Raw genomic sequence first — 17,952 nt, 5'->3', positions numbered from 1 at the left:
GGATCATTCGCCTTCAGAAAGAGAAATCGACGCGCCGCCGCCATGGCTGTCGCCGGCGCGCACCGCGTGGGCCGCGGTCTGGGCGCCGTGGGCGAGGCGCTGAGAGCGCTGCAAGCGTCTGGCCCATTCCGGCTGTCCTTGAGTGCCGGATGGCTTTTCCGTGCTGGACGGAGGTGCATTGGCTGACAACCCGGCGCCTCCGATCGTTCCCATGGTCGACGACCCGCCGGTGATTTCAGCTACCGAACTGGCGCCAGAGGCGAAGCTTAACTTCAGCGACTGACCGGTGTTTGCGGCGGCGCGCTTGAGGGGGGAGATGGCTGCCGAAGCGCCAGCGCTTGCAACGCCGCCCAAGCCGGAGGCGATCCCTGCCGCGCCAGCCTGGCCGGCGGAGCCAAGCGTATAAGCGACTGAACCGCCGCCAGCGAGTGACGTGGCGCCACGAGCGGCTGACACAGCGCCCGAGAATGCGGTCGTCCCGCCTCGCGCTGCCAGGCCGGCGGCGCCATAGCCCGCAACCGACATGCCCCCCGCCGCAAGGCCGGTGCCAACGGCCGCACCGGCGCCAAACTGCGGTCCACCCGCGACGAGGCCGTTGGCAATACCGGGACCGAAGATGCCGAGGCCAAGCAGCGACAGCGCCGCCAGCACGATCGCCATGGCCTGGTCGATGGTGGGGCTCTCGCCGCCAAAGCCTTGGGTGAATTCGCCGAAGAGCGTCGACCCGATCCCGATCACCACGGCAAGCACCAGAACCTTGATGCCGGACGAGATGACGTTGCCTAGCACGCGTTCGGCCATGAAGGCCGTCTTGCCGAAGAGGCCGAAGGGGATCAGCACGAAGCCGGCCAACGTCGCCAGCTTGAACTCGATCAGCGTCACAAAGAGCTGCACCGCCAGGATGAAGAAGGCGAGCAGGACGAGCGCCCAGGCAAAGAGCAGGCAAACAATCTGGATGAAGTTTTCAAAGAAGGAGACGTAGCCCATCAAACCGGAGATCGCCTCAAGCAATGGTCGTCCCGCATCGAGACCGGTTTGCGCCACCTTGCCGGGGTGCAGCAGGTCCTGTGCCGAGAAACCGGTTCCACTCGCCTTCAGACCAAGACCGGAGAAACTCTCGAATACGATTTGAGCGAGACCATTCCAGTTGGATATCAGATAGGCGAAGACACCGACGAAGAGCGTCTTCTTGACAAGCCGCGCAAGAATGTCGTCATCGGCGCCCCAGCTCCAGAAGAGCGCGGCAAGCGTGACGTCGATGACGATCAGCGTGGTGGCGACGAAGGCGACCTCGCCACCGAGAAGGCCGAAACCGCTGTCGATGTAGCGGGTGAAGGTGGCCAGGAATTGGTCAATGACACCGGTATTGCCCATGTCTATTGACCCCAGCGCATAGCGTCTGGCTCGCCTGTCGAACGCCCCGATGTCTCTTTGAGACCGAGGAAGCGATCGCGCTGTTCGGCCCATAGCCGCGCGCATCCATCGTCACGCAGGGCAGCCTCGCCGAGGGCCTGGCAGCGGCGCAGACCATTGCGAAGCGGGTTTGGCATCAAGCCTGCGGTTGTGTTCGCGCCCTCGCCCGCCGGCCTGTCCTCCTTCCGGCTCATACCGAGTGCGGCCGCCGTGACGGCGGCCGCGACAAAGATGACAGCCACCGTGCGAGCGAGCGTTTTGCCGTCCATGGTCATCGACCCTCAGCGGTTGAACATCTGGACCGAACCTGCCTCGTAGCCGGAGCCGGGCGCCAGGAAGCGGCGGCGTTGCTCGCGGCCCTGATCGACGGCGGCAGCGCGTTCGGCCTCGGTCAGAGCCTGGGCGCGGCCGTTGGCGGCGACCACAGCGGTCAGGTCCGCGAGCTGCTGGCCCTGCAGCGCAAGAAGCTGATTGCCAGCTTGCGTCGCCTGCAGCGCTCCGGTCGCCGACTGGCTGGCGCCGACCAGCGCCGACATCTGCGCGCGGCCGGTCTCGATGTTTCCGACGACGCCCGCCTGGACGCGCATGGCGTCCTGAAGGCCGCCCACCGTGTTTTGCCAGCGCGAGCGCGCGTCCGTGACGAGCTCCTGGTCGGATGCAGAGAGCGAGACGCTGCCGTATTGCTGCTGAAAGGCCTTGTCGACCTGCTGGACGTCGAAGGCGATGTTTTGTGCTTGCCCGAGAAGCTGTTGCGTGCGTTGCACCGACTGTTGCAGTTGCTGCAGCGAGGACAAAGGCAGGCTCGCCAGGTTGCGCGCCTGGTTGATCAGCATCTGGGCCTGGTTCTGCAGCGAGGTGATCTGGTTTGTGATCTGCTGCAGGGAACGCGCCGCCGTCAGAACATTCTGGGAATAGTTCGATGGATCAAACACGATGAGGGCATAGGCTGGCGCCGTCATCATCGGCGAGATGGCGACCGGCGCGGCGAGCATCGCCGCGACCATGAGAAGGGCGCGTGGGCGGCTTTGACGAACAGTCATGGTTGCGGATCCTTTTCAGGTTCGAGAAGGGTTAGGTTGGGAATGAGGTCGGCGGCCCAGCCGACGTCACGGGCACGCAGCCAGGCCGCCAGGAAGCCGTGGCGGCCATGCTCGGCGATGATGCTGCCAATCAGGGCCTGATCGCCCTTCGAGGACGCGGCGCAAAGTGCCAGCCCGACCTCGGACAGGCCGAGCTCGAAGAGACGGTTGCCCCGACGGGACTGGCAGTAGTAATCGCGCTTGGGTGTCGCTCGTGCCAGGATTTCGATCTGGCGGTCGTTCAGGCCGAAGCGCCGATAGATGGCGGTGATCTGCGGCTCAACCGCGCGCTCATTGGGCAACAACAGCCGGGTTGGACAGCTTTCGATGATCGCCGGCGCGATGGTCGAATTGTCGATATCGGCAAGCGACTGCGTGGCGAAGACGACGCTGGCGTTCTTCTTGCGCAGCGTCTTCAGCCACTCGCGCAACTGCCCGGCAAACCCCTCGTCATCGAGGGCGAGCCAGCCTTCGTCGATGATGAGCAGCGTTGGACGCCCGTCGAGCCGATCGCCGATGCGGTGGAACAGGTAGGACAGGACAGCCGGCGCGGCTTGCGTGCCCACCAGTCCTTCGATCTCGAAGGCCTGCACGGATGCCTGGCCGAGGTGTTCGGCCTCGGCGTCGAGCAATCGGCCCTGAGCGCCTCCGACACAGTATGGGCGCAATGCCTGCTTCAGGTCATTGGCCTGCAAGAGCACACTGAGCCCGGTGATGGTGCGCTCCTCGACGGGAGCCGAGGCAAGCGACGTCAGCGCCGCCCAGATATGCTCCTTTGCGTCCGGGGTGATTGGGACGCCCTCGCGCATCAGGATCGCAACGATCCAGTCAGCCGCCCAGGCGCGCTCGTATGTGTCATGAACCCGGGCGAGCGGCTGAAGCGAAACGGAGGCATCCATGCCTTCGGTGAGGTGCCCGCCGAGATCGTGCCAGTCGCCACCCATGGCAAGCACAGCGGCGCGGATAGAGCCGCCGAAATCGAAGGCGAATATCTGAGCGTTGCGGTAGCGGCAGAACTGCAGCGCCATCAGCGCGAGCAGCACCGACTTGCCGGCACCAGTGGGGCCGACGACCAGCGTATGGCCGACATCACCGACATGAAGGACCAACCGGAACGGGGTCGAGCCTTCGGTCTTGCCGTAGAGCAAGGGAGGACTGACCAGATGCTCGTCCCGTTCCGGCCCCGCCCACACGGCGGACAGCGGCATCATGTGGGCGAGATTGAGCGTTGAGATGGGCGGCTGACGGACATTGGCGTAGGCGTGCCCGGGCAAGGAACCAAGCCAGGCGTCGACGGCATTGACGGTCTCGGCAATCGCCGTGAAGTCGCGGCCCTGGATGACCTTCTCGACAAGCCGTAATTTCTCGTCTGCGACGCGCGGGTCGGGATCCCAGATGGCGACGGTCGCGGTGACATAGGCCATACCCGCCATGTCGGCGCCGAGCTCCTGCAGCGCCGTGTCGGCGTCGGCCGCCTTATTGGCGGCGTCGGTGTCGAGGAGGGCTGAGGCTTCGTTGGTCATCGCCTCCTTCAGGATCGAGGCGATGCTCTTGCGCTTGGCAAACCATTGCCGCCGGATCCTGGTCAGCAGGCGGACAGCGTCGACCTTGTCGAGCAGGATCGCGCGGGTCGACCATCGGTAGGGGAAGGCCAGCCGATTGAGGTCATCAAGCAGGCCGGGTGTCGTGGCGGTCGGGAAGCCGACAATCGAGAGCACGCGAAGATGCTGGTCGCCAAGGCGCGGCTCGAGCCCGCCTGCGAGCGGCTCGTCGGCCAGCAGCGCATCGAGGTAGATCGGCGTCTCGGGGACGCGCACCTTATGGCGTTTGGTCGAGATCGTCGAATGCAGGTAGGTCAGCGTTTCGCCGTCATCGAGCCAGTGGCATTCGGGCATGAATCCGTCGAGCAGGGAGAGCACGCGCTCTGTCCGGTCGACAAAGGCGCGCACGATCTCGCCCGGATCCGCGTCCGACTGGTCGCGACCCTCATAAAGCCACCCCTCGGCGCGCGTGGCCTCTTCGGGCGGCGGCAGGACCATGAATGTGAGAAAGTAGCTCGATACGAAATGAACCCCCGCCTCGTCGAAATCGGCTTTGCGCTCGGCATCGAACAGGCTGGAGGCCGCATTGGGAAACTGGCTCTCGGGATAGGCGGCGGCTTCGTGCCGCTGCGCTTCGACGAAGATGCTCCAGCCCGAGCCGAGGCGACGAAAGGCATTGTTGATGCGCGATGCCACAGCAACAAGTTCCGCCGCGACGGCGGAGTCGAGATCAGGCCCGCGAAACCTTGCGGTGCGCTGAAAACTTCCATCCTTGTTGAGCACGACGCCCGGCGCCACGAGTGCTGCCCACGGCAGATAATCGGCAAGGCGAGCAGCGGTCCGGCGGTATTCGGCAAGGCTCATCATAGCGGCGCCCTCAAACCGACAGATGTCCGGGAAGCCGCAGGTGTCGGCGTCCAACCTCGAAAAACAGCGGATCGCGCCTGGCGGCCCATACCGCCGTGAAATGTCCGATTGCCCAGATGAGGAGACCGACCAGCCACAGCCGCAGCCCAAGACCGACAGCGCCCGCCAGGGTGCCATTCAGGATCGCGATTGCGCGCGGCGCGCCGCCAAGCAGGATCTGTTCGGTCAGCGCCCGGTGGACGGGCACCGTCCACCCCGGCACCGCGTCGAGTTGTTCAAAAGCGGTTGTCATCAGATCAACGCTCCGCCGCCGAATGAGAAGAACGACAGGAAGAAACTCGACGCCGCAAAGGCGATCGAAAGGCCAAAAACGATCTGGATGAGCCGCCTGAAGCCGCCCGAACTGTCGCCGAAGGCCAGCGTCAGGCCGGTGACGATGATGATGATGACGGCCATGATCTTGGAGACCGGTCCCTCGACCGACTGCAGGATCTTTTCGAGCGGCTGTTCCCACGGCATCGAGGAGCCTGACGCATGGGCGCTCGACGCGACCAGGAGATTGACGGCAAGGGCGGCGGCCCCCGCCGCCAAGTGGCGGTGGCAGCGTGCAAGTAGGCGGATCATGAGGTTTCTCCTGGGTTGATCGGTGTGGCTTCAGCAATGCGATAATCGCCGTCAGGGCCGAGGCCCTCGACCCGGACGAGTTCGCTGAGCCGTCGCGCGGTGCCACGTCCCGACAGGACGGCGACGAGGTCGATCGTGTCGGCGATCAACGCGCGCGGAACAGTGACGACGGCTTCCTGGATAAGCTGCTCAAGGCGGCGCAGGGCGCCGATGCCGGAGCCCGCATGAAGGGTGCCGATGCCGCCCGGGTGCCCGGTTCCCCATGCCTTCAACAGGTCGAGGGCCTCGGAGCCACGCACCTCGCCGATGGGAATGCGATCGGGCCGCAGGCGCAGCGAAGAGCGAACCAGGTCGGCGAGCGTGGCCACGCCATCCTTGGTGCGCATTGCGACAAGGTTGGGCGCGGCGCACTGCAGTTCGCGAGTGTCCTCGATGATGACGACCCGATCCATCCCTTTCGCCACTTCGGCCAGCAGGGCGTTGGTGAGGGTGGTCTTGCCAGTCGATGTGCCGCCGGCGACAAGGATGTTCGCGCGACCGGCAACCGCGGCGCGCAATATCGCGGCCTGACCGGCGGACATTATGCCCGCCGCGACGTAGTCATCGAGCGCGAACACGGCCACCGCAGGCTTGCGGATTGCGAAGGCGGGTGCTGCGACGACGGGCGGCAACAAGCCCTCGAAACGCTCGCCGGTTTGCGGCAACTCGGCCGAGACACGCGGGGAACGGGAATGGACCTCGGCGCCGACATGATGGGCGACCAGGCGCACAATCCGCTCGCCAGCGGCAGGCGCCAGCATCTCCCCCGTATCGGCCAAACCTTCCGAAAGCCGGTCCACCCAGATGCGGCCATCCGGGTTCAGCATGATTTCAACGATCGCGGGATCGTCGAGAAACCTGGCGATGGCTGGCCCGAGCGCGGTGCGCAGCATGCGCGAGCTGCGCGCGCGTCCTTCGGTATCGTTGTGCGATATAGCCATCCTGTCCCCGTTTGAGCCGGGAACGCGTCGAACAACGCCCGGTCGGGGACGATCAAAAGAGCTCTGGAGCGGTCCGATTCAACGGGTATCAGCCGTCATCGTAGCGTAGCGTGCAATTACCGGCCAACGGCGGCGCCGACGGCAGCGGCGCCATAATATGAACTTTCGCAATAATATGTCTATGTTTATTGACACCCGACTCCTGCGAGGTTTATGAGAGAGCCATCGATGGCCTGCCCTAACAGGCGATCATCCTTTTCACGGCGCGGAGGATTGCCATGAGGTCCGGTCCGGAGGGCGCGATTTTGCAGCGCAACGCCGCCTTTCTCAGGCACGCCGAAACCATACCGACATCGTCGCCACCCGCCTCGACGAAGAGCGGTGGCACCCCGTGAGCATGCTCGACATCTGGCTGGGCATTCTGCAAGGGCTGGGTATCACCGCAGAGGTCACGGCCTATGGCCTGGTCTTTGCGGTCCCCTTCGCGCTCGTCTTCGGCGTCGCGCAGTTTCTGACCACCGGCATGACCCGCTTTCTGGTTACCGCCGTGATCGAATTCTGGCGCAGCTCAGCGGTCGTCGTCCTGCTCTTTTTCTTTTACTACGTGCTGCCGGTGATGGGGGTCACCCTATCGGCGCTGACCGTCAGTGCACTGGTGCTCGGTCTCAACACCGGCGGCTATGCCAGCCAGGCGGTTCGCGCCGGGCTGCAGTCCCTGCCCCCCGGCCAACGCGAGGCGGGCATGGCGCTCGGCCTCTCGCGCCCGGCGATCCTGCTCCTGATCGAGCTGCCGCAGGCGCTGGTCGCCATGAGCCCGACCTTCGTCAACAACCTCATCCAGCTCGTCAAGGCGACGTCCCTCGTCTCGCTGGTCACGCTGACGGACATGACCTTCCGCGCCAAGGAAATCGCGCAGACCGACTACGACCCCGTCGCGATCTATTCGGCGCTGCTGCTGGCCTTCTTCGTCGTCTGTTATCCGATCGCACTTGCCGGCCGCTGGCTTGAGGCGCGGGTCAATCCTGAAAGAGGAACGCTGCGTGGGATTTAACCTCGATTTCGCACTATCGACCGTCCCGACGATCATCGGGGCGATCGGAACGACCCTGCTCGCAACGGTCTTGAGTTGCCTCGGCGCATCAGTGCTTGGCTTCACTTTCGAAATGATCCGCCGCGGGGGCGGTGCAACTGGCCTCGCCGTCCGCTTCCTGATCGACTTCATCCGCTCGACGCCGGTTCTGGCCTGGCTCTATTTCCTGTATTTCGTCATGCCCTTCTATGGGATCCGGCTTGGCGCCATGACGGTTGGTATACTGGGGCTGAGCCTGTACTATAGCGGCTATCTAGCGGAGGTGTTCAAAGCGGGCATCGACGCGATCCCGAAAGGCCAGCAGGAAGCGGCCAGAGCTTTGTCGCTTACCCGCCGCGACACGGTCGTTTTCGTCATCGCGCCGCAGATGTTGCGCAATGTCGCTGCACCGTTGGGCAACTATGTTGTTTCGATCCTCAAGGCGACGCCCTATCTCGCGATCCTGGCCGTGCCGGAAATGCTCGGACGGGCCTTCGATATCGCTTCCGAGACCTATCGATACGCAGAGCCGCTGACCGTCGCCGGCATCCTGTTCCTCGCCCTGGCGCTGATCGTTGCCTATGGCGTGAAGCGCGTCGAGCAGCGCCTGCTTGCAGTTGGACGCCGCTGATGCTCACTCAGGCCCCAGCTCCAATCCCGGCCGTTCAAACCATACCTCATGTGCGGATCGAAGGTCTCAACAAGTGGTTCGGCGCCCTGCACGTCTTGAAAGACGTCGATTTGTCGGTACGGCCAGGCTCACGCATCGTCGTTTGCGGACCGTCCGGCTCCGGCAAGTCAACGCTGATCCGCTGCATCAACGGTCTGGAGCCTTTCCAGAAGGGAACGATCCAGCTCGACGGGATAGCACTGGGAAGAAATGCCCGGGACACTGCGACGGCGCGCCGGCTGACAGGCATGGTGTTCCAGAGTTTCAACCTGTTTCCGCACCTCACGGTGCTTGCCAACTGCACGCTGGCGCTGCGCCGGGTTCTCTTGAAACCGGCACGGGAGGCCGAAGAGATCGCCATGCAGCATCTGACCGCGGTCCGCATCCCCGAAAAAGCGCAGGCCTTTCCGGCCCAGCTCTCGGGAGGCCAGCAACAACGGGTGGCGATCGCACGCGCGCTTTGCCTCAATCCCCGCATCATGCTGTTCGACGAACCCACTTCGGCGCTCGATCCGGAAATGATCAAGGAAGTCCTCGACGTCATGATCGCGCTCGCAGGAAGCGGCGTGACCATGGTCTGCGTGACCCATGAGATGGGTTTCGCACGCGAAGTCGCCGATGAGATCGTTTTCATGGACGAAGGCCGCATTGTCGAGCATGCCTCGTCCAGAGACTTTTTCTCTCGAGCCGCTCACCCACGCGCCCGGCTGTTCCTGGATACCATCCTGAGCCATTGAGCAGCTGCGTGTGGACTGGCAATCGTGCGCGCGAGTGTCAACTGCTGGAATGGCCGAGCGGGTCACCAATCCGGTGCGAAGGCGTAGCCAGCCGAGCGGACCGTCCGGATCACATCGCTCCCCACAGAGCCCCTAAGCCTTTTGCGCAGCCTGGCGATATGGACGTCGACGCCCCGCACGTCGGTTGCGGCGGCATGTTCAGGCCATGCGGTCGCGACCAGTTCCTCGCGGCTGAAGACCTTGCCAGGCTGCGCCAAAAGGCTGCGCAAAAGCTTGAACTCGATCGGTGGCATCACGATTTCTTTTTGCCTGAAGAATGTCCGGTGGGTCTGCCGCTCCAGCCGGAAATCGCCCTGAACCAACTCACCCGAATCCGTTTCGCGCGACAGCTTCGCAAGGCCCGCCTTGCCGTGCAGCCATGTCAGCAACTGTTCGGGGGCGAACGGCCGCGAAAATATTTCGTCGACGCCAGCCTTGATCAAATCTAGATGCAGCTTGCCGGAGCGCGGGGCAACCAGGCCCGCGACCGGCGTCGCTTTGGTCGCGGGGGCAGACTTCAGCCAGGCGCACTGTTTGACCACCGCACGGTCGCCTGGATGGCAGTCCATGACGACGGCAAGCGGGGCTGCGGCCTCGATGGCACGTGCGATTTCCCGGTCTCCCGTGATCAGTCGAATCTCGAAGCCAGCTACCGACAGTATGTGCCCGAAAACCAGGAAAAAATCCGGGTCCTTCGAGGAGATCAGGACCAGCGGCTTCATGAGTCCATCAACCGGGTTCGACACATCATAGGGCTGACTACCGCGCGAATGGGCGCGATGACAATATCCTTGGGTTTCTTTTAATCCTTTCGACCTTTCTGAGTCGTGCCTCAGCCCAAGTTTCGGTGCTTATGGATAAAGCGGGAATGCATCGAGTGTGGACGGCAGCCTTGCGCCCAAAGTCAGCCGTTGGGGTTGCCATCCCCAAAGCCTAAGTCGCCGCCGACAGCGAACTTAGATGTCAAAGTTGCGCCAGCAGCGCACTTGCTACGGGAAGCCGCCCTGAGCGTGATTCGCCAGCTACGCGACAGTTATGCGATCCATGAAGTAGATGTAGCCTGCGTCGCGCTCAATCCCGCATGCCCGGCTTGACTAGTAGTTGACTTTCTCGAAGTGCACTTGACGACCGCCGACCACAATCCGGACGAAGTAGTCGTGGTGTCCTCTGTCGGCGGGTTTGAAGCCGTTGTGGAAAGTCGCACGCCAAGGCCCCTGAAACTTGCGAACGGCTTCGAGGTACCCCAGTGCCTTTCTTCTTCCGTGAAAAACTCAACCGAAAAGGCCGAGCGGGTGGCCGCGTATCCGAGAGGTCGTGATAACGACGAAGCGTGAACGCGCGCAACACCAGAATGATCGCGCTAGTTTTGTCGTTACGCAGGAGAACTTATGTCCGATGTTAAAGTCACCAATCTCCATAAACGAGAACCTTGGGTCTGACATCTACGTCTATGTTGACATCGGATTGAAGGAACCGGTGGTTGCCCGGAAATTCGGAAAATCCGAGCATTGTTCCGGTGACGACAAAAGCTTTTCACATAAGGGCGAGCGGTTTCATTTGTTCGACCAAGCCGGTAGGCTTATGTCAAAACAGTAATCGCAGTCACTCTAGATACCGCAAAGAGCTAGCCGCGGAAGTCGATGACCGAACGGATGCCATGGCCGCGCTTCATCGCCTCGAATCCGTCATTTATGCTGGCAAGCGGGATACGCGCGGTGATCATATCATCAAGGTTGAGCCGGCCGTCGAGGTAAAGACGCACGAGGCGGGGCACGTCGGTGCGGAACTGGTTGGAGCCCATGTCGCAGCCCATCACCCGACGTTCGGCGATGAAAGGGGCGAAGGGCAATTCGATCCGCGCGCCGTCGCTCATCAGGCCGACCATTACAGTGGTGCCGCCCTTGCGGGTCATCAGGAAAGATTGCTCGACCAGCTTTGGCGCGCCAACCGCCTCGTAGGCGACGTGAACGCCCTTGCCTCCGGTCAGCGCCCGCACATCGGCCACCACGTCGCGGCCCGTGGGGTTGATGTTGGCGGTGGCACCGAAACGGCGGGCAATTTCCAGCCGTGCGTCGTTGACGTCGATGGCAATGACATCGATGGCGCCGGCGATCCGCGCGCTTTGCAGGATCGACAGCCCCACCGCGCCGCAGCCGACCACCGCAACCGACTGGCCGGGCTGCACCTTGGCGGTGTGCACAACCGCGCCGAAGCCCGTTGTCACACCGCAACCGATCAGCGCGGCGCGATCGAGCGGCATCGCCTTGTCGATCTTCACGATGGCATTCTCATGGACGAGGATCCGTTCAGCAAAGGCGGAGAGATTCATGAACTGCGCGACCGACTGGCCGTTGGCGGACAGCCGCGTCGGCTCCTCCGCCGGTCGTACCAACTGATCGCCGCCCTCGCAGATCGAAGGGCGGCCCGAGAGACAGAATTCGCAAGCTCCGCAGAAGGCCGAGAGGCAGCCAACGACGTGGTCGCCAACAGCGAAGGCGGAGACTCCGGGGCCCACCGCCAGCACTATGCCGGCAGTCTCGTGGCCAAGGATCGCCGGTATCGGCACCGGCAGATGGCCTTGCATGAAATGCAGGTCGGTGTGGCAGAGCCCTGTCGCCGCCACCTCCACCAGCACTTCGCGGAAGCCGGGATTGGCGTGGCTGACGGTCTCGATCTCGAGCGGCGCGCCGGGCGCGCGTAGGACAGCTGCTTTCATAGGAAATTCTCCTGACGTGTGCTCAGCCGCGACGGCTCAAGAAAGCGAAAAGCGCGGCGTTGACGGCGCCAGCGTTTTCGACGTTCGACAGATGCCCCGCACCGGGAATCACCTGCATGTCAGCGCCATCGATGCGCGCTGCGATTTCGGCGGAATAGGAAGGCGGCGTTTCGCTGTCGTTCTCGCCAACCAGCACCAAGGTCGGCGCGGCGATGCGGGGCAGATCCGCCATGCCATCATGCCCGCCGATCAGCCGGGTGCACAAGGCGAGCCCCTCGGTCCGGGCGCGCTTCATGGCATCAACGCCTTCGGCGCGGATCGCCTCTGGGGTCTCGGGCGCCATGATGGCGCGGACCATGGCATTGGCGAAATCATGCACCGTGATACCGCCGTCGAGTTCGGCGAGGATCGGATCGATGAATTCCTCGGGCCGCATCGACGAGCCAAAAGCGAATTTGGGTGAGCTGTCCATGATCGACAGGCTTGCCGCCATACTTGGGTGACGCGCGCCGAACGATTGCAGGATCATGCCGCCGACCGACAGCCCGACCAGATGCGCGCGCTCGACCTGTACCTTCTCCCGCAGGAAACGGGCGAGAAGGTCGGCCACCTCAGCCATCGGCGTCATCGCGCCTATCGCCGGCGAGTCTCCATAGCCTGGCATATCCCAGGCGATACATCGGTGCGTGGCGCTGAAAGCCGCGATCTGCGGCTGCCACGACTGTGCCGATCCGGCCATGCTGTGCAGAAACACCAGTGGGTGGCCGGCACCCGATTCCCTGTGGGACGGCAAGGCGCCTCCCTGCATCAATGTGAACATGAAGCCTTCTCCCAAAGGGCGTGTGTGCGAGCTATCGGTGCTCTGCCACGCGCCAACAAGACTATTGAATACTGAATTCAGTCCTGCTAAGCAAATGAAAATGCAGCCCTCGGGGAGGAAGCCGGACGGCTGCAGCGAACGGGGAGGGTTCATGTTTCAACGGCAGATGCTCGGCTGGGATCTTTCCGATCCGAAGCAATTCGACAAGGGAATCCCCCAGGCAGCGTTCGCCCAATTGCGCGCCATGGACGGGCTGGCGTGGAACCCGATCGACGGCTCGCGGAGCGATGGCTTCTGGTCGGTCGGCCGCTTCGATGATGTCATCGCCGTATCGCGCGACACCGAGCTATTCAGCTCGGCCATGGGGCATATCCAGATTTATTCGATCGACGACGATGCGCTGGAGGCGCGGGCCTCGATGATCGACATGGATCCGCCGTTCCATTCCCGCCTGCGGCGGCTTGTGAACCCTGGGTTCATTCCGCGCGCCATCCAGCGCTACATCCCGACCGTGCGCAAACGCGCGGCCGATCTCCTGGACGCCATGCAGGCGCAAGGCGGTGGCGATTGGGTGGCCGGCGTGTCGAAGCCGATCCCGATCGGCATCATTTGCGACATGCTCGGCGTGCCCGAGGCCGACCGCAATTTGATGATCGAACTCACCGACCATCTGGTGGCGGGCACGTCGGCCGAGCCGCTCGATCCGCATGCCTACGGCAACACCACGCCGCTCAGGCTTCTGCCTTTCAACAGCCCCGCCGCCCATGCGCTGACTGAATACGCCCGCAAGCTGGGCGAGGAGCGCCGCGCCGCACCGCAGGACGATCTGGTCTCGCAGCTCGTCTCCACCGAGATCGACGGCGAGCGGCTGACGGACAGCGAGTACACCAACTTCTTTCGCCTGCTGATCTTTGCCGGCAACGAGACGACACGCACGGCAATGTCACACCTGGCACTGTTGATGGCCGAGCATCCCGAGCAGTTCGAGATGCTGCGTCAGAACCGCGACCTTGTGTCGAACGCAGTCGAGGAGATCGTGCGATTTTCCTCACCCATCCTTTATTTCCGCCGTACCGCCACGCGCGATACCGAACTGGCGGGCACCGCGATCAAGCGCGGCGAGAAGGTGGTGATGTGGTACGCCTCGGCCAATTTCGACGAGGCGCGCTTTCCCGACGCGCAGCGCTTTGACGTGACCCGACCGAAGCTGCCGGCTCATGCCGGATTTGGCGGCGGTGGCGTGCACACTTGCCTGGGGGCGGGACTGGCACGGCTGGAGCTGATCGAGCTTTTGAACGAGATCCTCGACCGGAACCTCAAGATCGGGCTGACAGGCAAGCCGGAATATGTGCTGACCAATTTCGTCAACGGGGTCGAGCATCTGCCCGTACGGTTCTCGGCATGACCGGCAAGTTTCATGCTTACACCGTGCTGTCGCGCCAGGTCGAAGCCGCCGGTATCGTGTCATTCTGGCTACGGCCGGAAAGCGCAATGACGGTGCGCGGCGGCGAGCATCTGATCGTCGAGGCGCCTGTCGCGGACGGCGCCGACGCGCTGCGGCGCGAATACTCGGTTTCCGGCCTGGCCGATGGCGAGTTGCGGCTGACGGTCAAGCGCGAGGACGCGCCGAAGGGGCTGCCCAATCTGCCACCCGGGCGCGTCTCCGGCTGGCTGCATGAGGCGGTGAAGCCGGGCGACAGGCTGCGTGCCTCCGCGCCGCGCGGCGAGTTTCGGTTGCGCGAAGGATCCGACAAGCCGGTGCTGCTGTTCAGCTGCGGGGTCGGGATCACGCCGATGATGCTGCTGGCCGAGGAATTGGCGGTCACGGGACGACGTGTCGCCTTTGTGCACGTCTGCCGCGACAGTGCGCATCACGTCTTTGGTCCGGAGGTCCGCGATCTGGCGGTACGAGCGACAAACATAAGCGTCCACATCTGCTACAAGCATGGCACTCCTGATTGCCAGGGCTGCGACAGTATCGGCGACCTCGATCGCGACAGGCTGGCCGCGCTCATGCCCGGCGCCGGCTGCGAGGTTTATCTCTGTGGCCCCGGCCGGTTCATGCAGCGCGCCTACGATATGGCGCTCGAGCTTGGCGTCGCGGCCGACGACATCCGCTACGAGCTGTTCGGATCTTCCGCCGATTTCACCCCGCGCCACGCCGCGAGCCATGCGGAACACGACGGCCCGCTTGTCACTTTCACCAAATCGGGCGTATCCGCACGGTGGTCCAGCGCTACGCCGTCGCTTCTGGATTTTGCGGAGGAGCAAGGCCTCTTCCCCGACTATTCCTGTCGTTCGGGCAGCTGCGAAAGCTGCAAGACGCGGGTGGTGAGCGGCGCCTTCGACTATCCAGTCGAGCCGTTCGAACGACCCGGCGAGGGATATGTGCTGCTCTGCTGCGCACGGCCGACCTCGGACCTGGAACTGGAGGTCTGATGCGCACTGGAGGAAGAGCCGGCACATGAAGACGGCTTCGTCGTGTCTGGAGGGACGCGGCGGAGGGGACCAACAACCATAAGGGAGGAAAAATCCATGTCTGTTCTAGAAGCCGGCAACGGTCAGCTGCGCAAGGATGCCATGGGCATCTGGCATATCGTCTTTTTCGTCGTCGCCGCCGCCGCGCCACTGGCGGTGGTGGTCGGTGTTTCGCCCTATGCCTTCGCTACCGGCAATGGCACCGGGGTGCCGCTGACCTTCATCCTGGTTGGGGCAATGTATCTTCTGTTCAGCGTCGGTTTCACCACGATGAGCGCCCATATCGGCGGGGCGGTATCCTTTTATCCGTATATCGCCAAGGGTCTTGGCAAGCCGATGGGCGTCGGTGGGGCGCTGATCTCCATTGCTTCCTATATTGCGGTGCAACTGATGGCGATGACGCTGTTTGGTATCTTCTCGAACGCGATCGTGGCCCAGTACACCGGGGCTGACATTCCCTGGTGGATCTACTGCATCATGCTCAATGTGGTGGTCTATCTTTGCGGCATGCGCAATATAGAGTTCTCAGGCCGCGTCCTGGGGGTGTTCATGATGGCCGAGGTGCTGGTGCTGTCCTTGCTTGGCGTTGCCATCCTCGCCAGCGGCGGCGGACCCGAGGGGATAACGCTTACACCCTTCGGCTTCAGCTCGCTCGGCTCCGGCAATCTGAGCCTTGCGCTGGTGTTCATCGTCTCTGCCTTCATCGGGTTCGAGGCGACCGCTATCTTCGGCGAGGAAGCGCGCGACCCGCGCAAGACGATTCCTGCCGCCACCTATCTGGCTGTAGCGATTATCGCAGTGTTTTATGCGTTCTCGACATGGGTGATCTCGCTTGACTACGGCCCGTCGCACATTGTCGCGGCGGCCGCAGCCAATTTCACCGGACTTTACCAGGTCTCGATGGAAAAGCACCTTGGCGGCTTTGCCGGCGTGGTGCTGCAGGTCCTGATGATCACCAGTCTGTTTGCCTGCGTGCTGTCGTTCCACAACACCATCAACCGCTATTTCTTCGTCATCGCGCGGGAAGGACTTCTGTATCGCAAGATGGCTGCAACCCACGCCGAACATCAATCGCCGCAAGCGGCCGGCATCGTGCAGATGCTGATGGTGGCGGCGATCGTGCTGTTCTTTGCCACGGCCGGTCTGGACCCGACGGTGATCGTTGGTCTGTGCTCAGCCTTCACGGCAATCGGCATCTTGATGATCCAGTGCGTGGTCTCGGTCTCGGTCATCGCGTTCTTCAGCGCCGATTATCGCGGCGTCAGCGCCTGGCGGCGGCTGATCGCCCCTGCCCTTTCGACAATTGCGCTGGCGTTCTGCCTCTATCTGATGGCCAGCAATCTCTCGCTGGTCAGCGGTTCGGAATCGATCTTCGTCAAGGCCTATCCGATCATTATCGCCGGCATTGGCCTAGTCGGAATCGTCTTTGCCCGCTGGCTGAAAACGGCTCGGCCCGAGACATACGCAAACCTCGGCCGCGTGTTCAACTGAGAAGTACAAGAACCATGCCGCCGGGTTGCCCGGCGGCCGCATCAACCAACAGAAGGAGCGGTGACCGGCAGGTCGCCAAGGAAGCCGAATGAGCAACGACGCCAGCACCAAAAGCAAGCCCATCTTCGACCTGCCTCCCGGCACCCATACCGTGTCATTCGGCTTCGGTGACATGAATGGCATCATGCGCGGCAAGCGCATTCCGGCTGCGCATTGGCCCGCAGCCTGCGAGAACGGCATCGCCATCATCGGTGCGATGTTCGCGATGGATATGACCTGCGACATCTGGGAAACATCGTTCTGCGGCTTCGACAATGGTTATCCCGACATGCACATGTTTCCGCTCGCCGCTCCGGTCGCCTGTCCCTGGGAGGAAGGCGTGGCGATCTGCCTGGCCTATACCGAAGGCATGGATCACAAGCCGGTTCCGGTCGATCCGCGCAATGCTCTCAAGCGCCAGGTCGCGCGTGCCAAGGCCATGGGCTTCGACGTATTGGTGGGAACCGAGCTTGAGTTCTATCTGGTCGATCCGGAAACCAAACTGCCGAAAACCAGGGACATTCAGGTCTACGGTATCAACCGCTCGGCCGAGATGGAGCATGTGCTAGGCCCGATCCGCAATCACCTGACCGCCATCGGCATTCCGATCGAGCAATCGAATCCCGAATACGCGCCCGGGCAGGTCGAAGTGAACATCCGCTATGACGAAGCGCTGATCGGCGCTGACCGGGTGATCCTGTTTCGCAACATGATCAAGGATATTGCACGGCGCGAGGGCTACCTGGCGACATTCATGGCCAAGCCTTTCATCGACCAGTCGGGTTCGGGCTTTCACACGCATTATTCGCTGTGGAAGGATGGCAAGAACGCCTTCGCCAAGGACGGCACGATCAACAAGCTGGGACTATCGTTCCTCGCGGGCATGCAGAGGCGGATGGCCGAGATGTCGCTGGCCGTGTCGACGACGCCCAATGCCTACCGGCGCCGGGTACCGGGCGTGTTCTGCCCGATCAACGCCGCCTGGGGTTATGACAACCGCACCGTGGCGCTGCGCATCATAGACGGCAAGGACAGCGCCGTGCGGATTGAAAAGCGTGACGGCGCGGCCGATTGCAACCCGTACTATCTGCTGGCCTGCGAACTCGCGGCCGGGCTCGACGGCATCGACGAGGGACTGTCGCCGAACGGCGAGCCCACCACCGGAGACGCTTCCAAGCGCACCGATGCCGAGCCTCTGCCCAACACCATCGACAAGGCGATCGAACTGGCCAAGACATCGGCTTTCATGCGCGAGGTGATGGGCGACGGCCTGGCGATCCTGATCCAGCAGGCCGAGCGCGAGCGGGATTTCGTCTTCCGGCAAGTCACGCCGGTCGAGCGCGACCGCTACCTCGGCAACCTCTGACTATGGCGTGCGCGGGCCTCAAG

Annotated in this window: 18 protein-coding genes; 8 read left to right on the top strand and 10 right to left on the bottom strand. The window is 63.1% G+C overall.

All coding sequences use genetic code 11. The features are described 5' to 3' along the window. Positions 1-3: 3 nt before the first annotated feature. The 7 genes from trbL to trbB are packed head-to-tail and all read right to left on the bottom strand — an operon-like array spanning position 4 to position 6,504. Entirely contained in the window at positions 4-1,374 is a 1,371-nt protein-coding gene (gene trbL, locus ACLGL5_RS00520; protein ID WP_199202395.1) for a P-type conjugative transfer protein TrbL, read from the bottom strand. Between the two features lie 2 nt (positions 1,375-1,376). Further along, positions 1,377-1,688, bottom strand: a complete 312-nt coding sequence (gene trbK-alt / locus ACLGL5_RS00515; protein ID WP_236952482.1) for a putative entry exclusion protein TrbK-alt — start codon at positions 1,686-1,688, stop codon at positions 1,377-1,379. 6 nt (positions 1,689-1,694) lie between these two features. After that, positions 1,695-2,453 carry a P-type conjugative transfer protein TrbJ gene (gene trbJ / locus ACLGL5_RS00510; RefSeq protein WP_019863697.1) on the bottom strand — a complete coding sequence of 253 codons (759 nt, stop codon included), beginning with the start codon at positions 2,451-2,453 and terminating at the stop codon, positions 1,695-1,697. Next, positions 2,450-4,900 carry a conjugal transfer protein TrbE gene (gene trbE, locus ACLGL5_RS00505; RefSeq protein ID WP_019863698.1) on the bottom strand — a complete coding sequence of 817 codons (2,451 nt, stop codon included), beginning with the start codon at positions 4,898-4,900 and terminating at the stop codon, positions 2,450-2,452. Before trbE ends, trbJ begins: the two co-directional genes overlap by 4 nt. Before the next feature lie 10 nt (positions 4,901-4,910). After that, a complete protein-coding gene (locus ACLGL5_RS00500; protein WP_019863699.1) occupies positions 4,911-5,192 on the bottom strand; it encodes a VirB3 family type IV secretion system protein in 282 nt (93 codons plus the stop codon). Then, on the bottom strand, positions 5,192-5,524 hold the full coding sequence (locus tag ACLGL5_RS00495; RefSeq protein WP_019863700.1) for a TrbC/VirB2 family type IV secretion system protein: 333 nt from the start codon (positions 5,522-5,524) through the stop codon (positions 5,192-5,194). Before ACLGL5_RS00495 ends, ACLGL5_RS00500 begins: the two co-directional genes overlap by 1 nt. After that, a complete protein-coding gene (trbB, locus tag ACLGL5_RS00490; protein ID WP_019863701.1) occupies positions 5,521-6,504 on the bottom strand; it encodes a P-type conjugative transfer ATPase TrbB in 984 nt (327 codons plus the stop codon). The genes ACLGL5_RS00495 and trbB overlap by 4 nt, the downstream gene beginning before the upstream one ends. A gap of 391 nt (positions 6,505-6,895) precedes the next feature. Here trbB and ACLGL5_RS00485 point away from each other — a divergent pair, with 391 nt between their 5' ends. From ACLGL5_RS00485 to ACLGL5_RS00475, 3 genes are read left to right on the top strand one after another with little or no spacing between them, the layout of a single operon-like run. After that, complete coding sequence (locus tag ACLGL5_RS00485; RefSeq protein WP_199202396.1) at positions 6,896-7,555, top strand: amino acid ABC transporter permease; 660 nt, start codon at positions 6,896-6,898, stop codon at positions 7,553-7,555. Further along, the gene (locus tag ACLGL5_RS00480) at positions 7,545-8,204 is read left to right on the top strand and encodes an amino acid ABC transporter permease (protein ID WP_199202397.1); all 660 of its coding nucleotides are present in this window, start codon (positions 7,545-7,547) and stop codon (positions 8,202-8,204) included. Before ACLGL5_RS00485 ends, ACLGL5_RS00480 begins: the two co-directional genes overlap by 11 nt. Beyond that, entirely contained in the window at positions 8,204-8,980 is a 777-nt protein-coding gene (locus tag ACLGL5_RS00475) for an amino acid ABC transporter ATP-binding protein (protein ID WP_494372715.1), read from the top strand. Before ACLGL5_RS00480 ends, ACLGL5_RS00475 begins: the two co-directional genes overlap by 1 nt. A 62-nt stretch (positions 8,981-9,042) precedes the next feature. On the opposite strand, the gene ACLGL5_RS00470 is transcribed toward ACLGL5_RS00475, so the two are convergent. Then, positions 9,043-9,741, bottom strand: coding sequence for a response regulator transcription factor (locus ACLGL5_RS00470; protein ID WP_019863706.1), 699 nt, complete (start codon positions 9,739-9,741; stop codon positions 9,043-9,045). A 399-nt stretch (positions 9,742-10,140) separates the two neighbouring features. Here ACLGL5_RS00470 and ACLGL5_RS00465 point away from each other — a divergent pair, with 399 nt between their 5' ends. Further along, positions 10,141-10,353 (top strand): hypothetical protein, encoded by a 213-nt coding sequence (locus ACLGL5_RS00465; RefSeq protein WP_155249184.1) that lies wholly within the window; start codon positions 10,141-10,143, stop codon positions 10,351-10,353. Positions 10,354-10,643: 290 nt separating this feature from the next. Here the strand turns inward: ACLGL5_RS00465 and ACLGL5_RS00460 are convergent, their stop codons facing one another. After that, positions 10,644-11,735, bottom strand: coding sequence for a Zn-dependent alcohol dehydrogenase (locus tag ACLGL5_RS00460; protein WP_019863708.1), 1,092 nt, complete (start codon positions 11,733-11,735; stop codon positions 10,644-10,646). Between the two features lie 22 nt (positions 11,736-11,757). Next, entirely contained in the window at positions 11,758-12,708 is a 951-nt protein-coding gene (locus ACLGL5_RS00455; protein WP_080644024.1) for an alpha/beta fold hydrolase, read from the bottom strand. Here ACLGL5_RS00455 and ACLGL5_RS00450 point away from each other — a divergent pair. The 4 genes from ACLGL5_RS00450 to ACLGL5_RS00435 all read left to right on the top strand — a co-directional run bounded on the left by ACLGL5_RS00450 (position 12,707) and on the right by ACLGL5_RS00435 (position 17,929). After that, complete coding sequence (locus ACLGL5_RS00450; protein ID WP_027047865.1) at positions 12,707-13,960, top strand: cytochrome P450; 1,254 nt, start codon at positions 12,707-12,709, stop codon at positions 13,958-13,960. The genes ACLGL5_RS00455 and ACLGL5_RS00450 overlap by 2 nt on opposite strands. After that, positions 13,957-14,994: a 2Fe-2S iron-sulfur cluster-binding protein gene (locus ACLGL5_RS00445; protein WP_019863711.1), complete on the top strand. Its 1,038-nt coding sequence runs from the start codon at positions 13,957-13,959 to the stop codon at positions 14,992-14,994. Before ACLGL5_RS00450 ends, ACLGL5_RS00445 begins: the two co-directional genes overlap by 4 nt. 96 nt (positions 14,995-15,090) lie before the next feature. Further along, positions 15,091-16,524, top strand: a complete 1,434-nt coding sequence (locus ACLGL5_RS00440) for an APC family permease (RefSeq protein WP_019863712.1) — start codon at positions 15,091-15,093, stop codon at positions 16,522-16,524. An 88-nt stretch (positions 16,525-16,612) separates the two neighbouring features. Beyond that, positions 16,613-17,929, top strand: a complete 1,317-nt coding sequence (locus tag ACLGL5_RS00435) for a glutamine synthetase family protein (RefSeq protein ID WP_019863713.1) — start codon at positions 16,613-16,615, stop codon at positions 17,927-17,929. Positions 17,930-17,952: the final 23 nt, after the last annotated feature.

The organism is Mesorhizobium sp. U510, from assembly GCF_059180695.1.
This window is presented reverse-complemented; position numbering and strand designations above follow the sequence as displayed.

Bases quoted from the DNA above. Each gene is read 5' to 3' on its own strand.
- trbE (WP_019863698.1), bottom strand. From the start codon at position 4,900: ATGATGAGCCTTGCCGAATACCGCCGGACCGCTGCTCGCCTTGCCGAT.
- ACLGL5_RS00475 (WP_494372715.1), top strand. From the start codon at position 8,204: ATGCTCACTCAGGCCCCAGCTCCAATCCCGGCCGTTCAAACCATACCT.
- ACLGL5_RS00435 (WP_019863713.1), top strand. From the start codon at position 16,613: ATGAGCAACGACGCCAGCACCAAAAGCAAGCCCATCTTCGACCTGCCT.
- ACLGL5_RS00500 (WP_019863699.1), bottom strand. From the start codon at position 5,192: ATGACAACCGCTTTTGAACAACTCGACGCGGTGCCGGGGTGGACGGTG.
- ACLGL5_RS00445 (WP_019863711.1), top strand. From the start codon at position 13,957: ATGACCGGCAAGTTTCATGCTTACACCGTGCTGTCGCGCCAGGTCGAA.
- trbB (WP_019863701.1), bottom strand. From the start codon at position 6,504: ATGGCTATATCGCACAACGATACCGAAGGACGCGCGCGCAGCTCGCGC.
- ACLGL5_RS00470 (WP_019863706.1), bottom strand. From the start codon at position 9,741: ATGAAGCCGCTGGTCCTGATCTCCTCGAAGGACCCGGATTTTTTCCTG.
- ACLGL5_RS00455 (WP_080644024.1), bottom strand. From the start codon at position 12,708: ATGAACCCTCCCCGTTCGCTGCAGCCGTCCGGCTTCCTCCCCGAGGGC.
- ACLGL5_RS00495 (WP_019863700.1), bottom strand. From the start codon at position 5,524: ATGATCCGCCTACTTGCACGCTGCCACCGCCACTTGGCGGCGGGGGCC.
- ACLGL5_RS00440 (WP_019863712.1), top strand. From the start codon at position 15,091: ATGTCTGTTCTAGAAGCCGGCAACGGTCAGCTGCGCAAGGATGCCATG.
- trbL (WP_199202395.1), bottom strand. From the start codon at position 1,374: ATGGGCAATACCGGTGTCATTGACCAATTCCTGGCCACCTTCACCCGC.
- ACLGL5_RS00450 (WP_027047865.1), top strand. From the start codon at position 12,707: ATGTTTCAACGGCAGATGCTCGGCTGGGATCTTTCCGATCCGAAGCAA.
- trbK-alt (WP_236952482.1), bottom strand. From the start codon at position 1,688: ATGACCATGGACGGCAAAACGCTCGCTCGCACGGTGGCTGTCATCTTT.
- trbJ (WP_019863697.1), bottom strand. From the start codon at position 2,453: ATGACTGTTCGTCAAAGCCGCCCACGCGCCCTTCTCATGGTCGCGGCG.
- ACLGL5_RS00460 (WP_019863708.1), bottom strand. From the start codon at position 11,735: ATGAAAGCAGCTGTCCTACGCGCGCCCGGCGCGCCGCTCGAGATCGAG.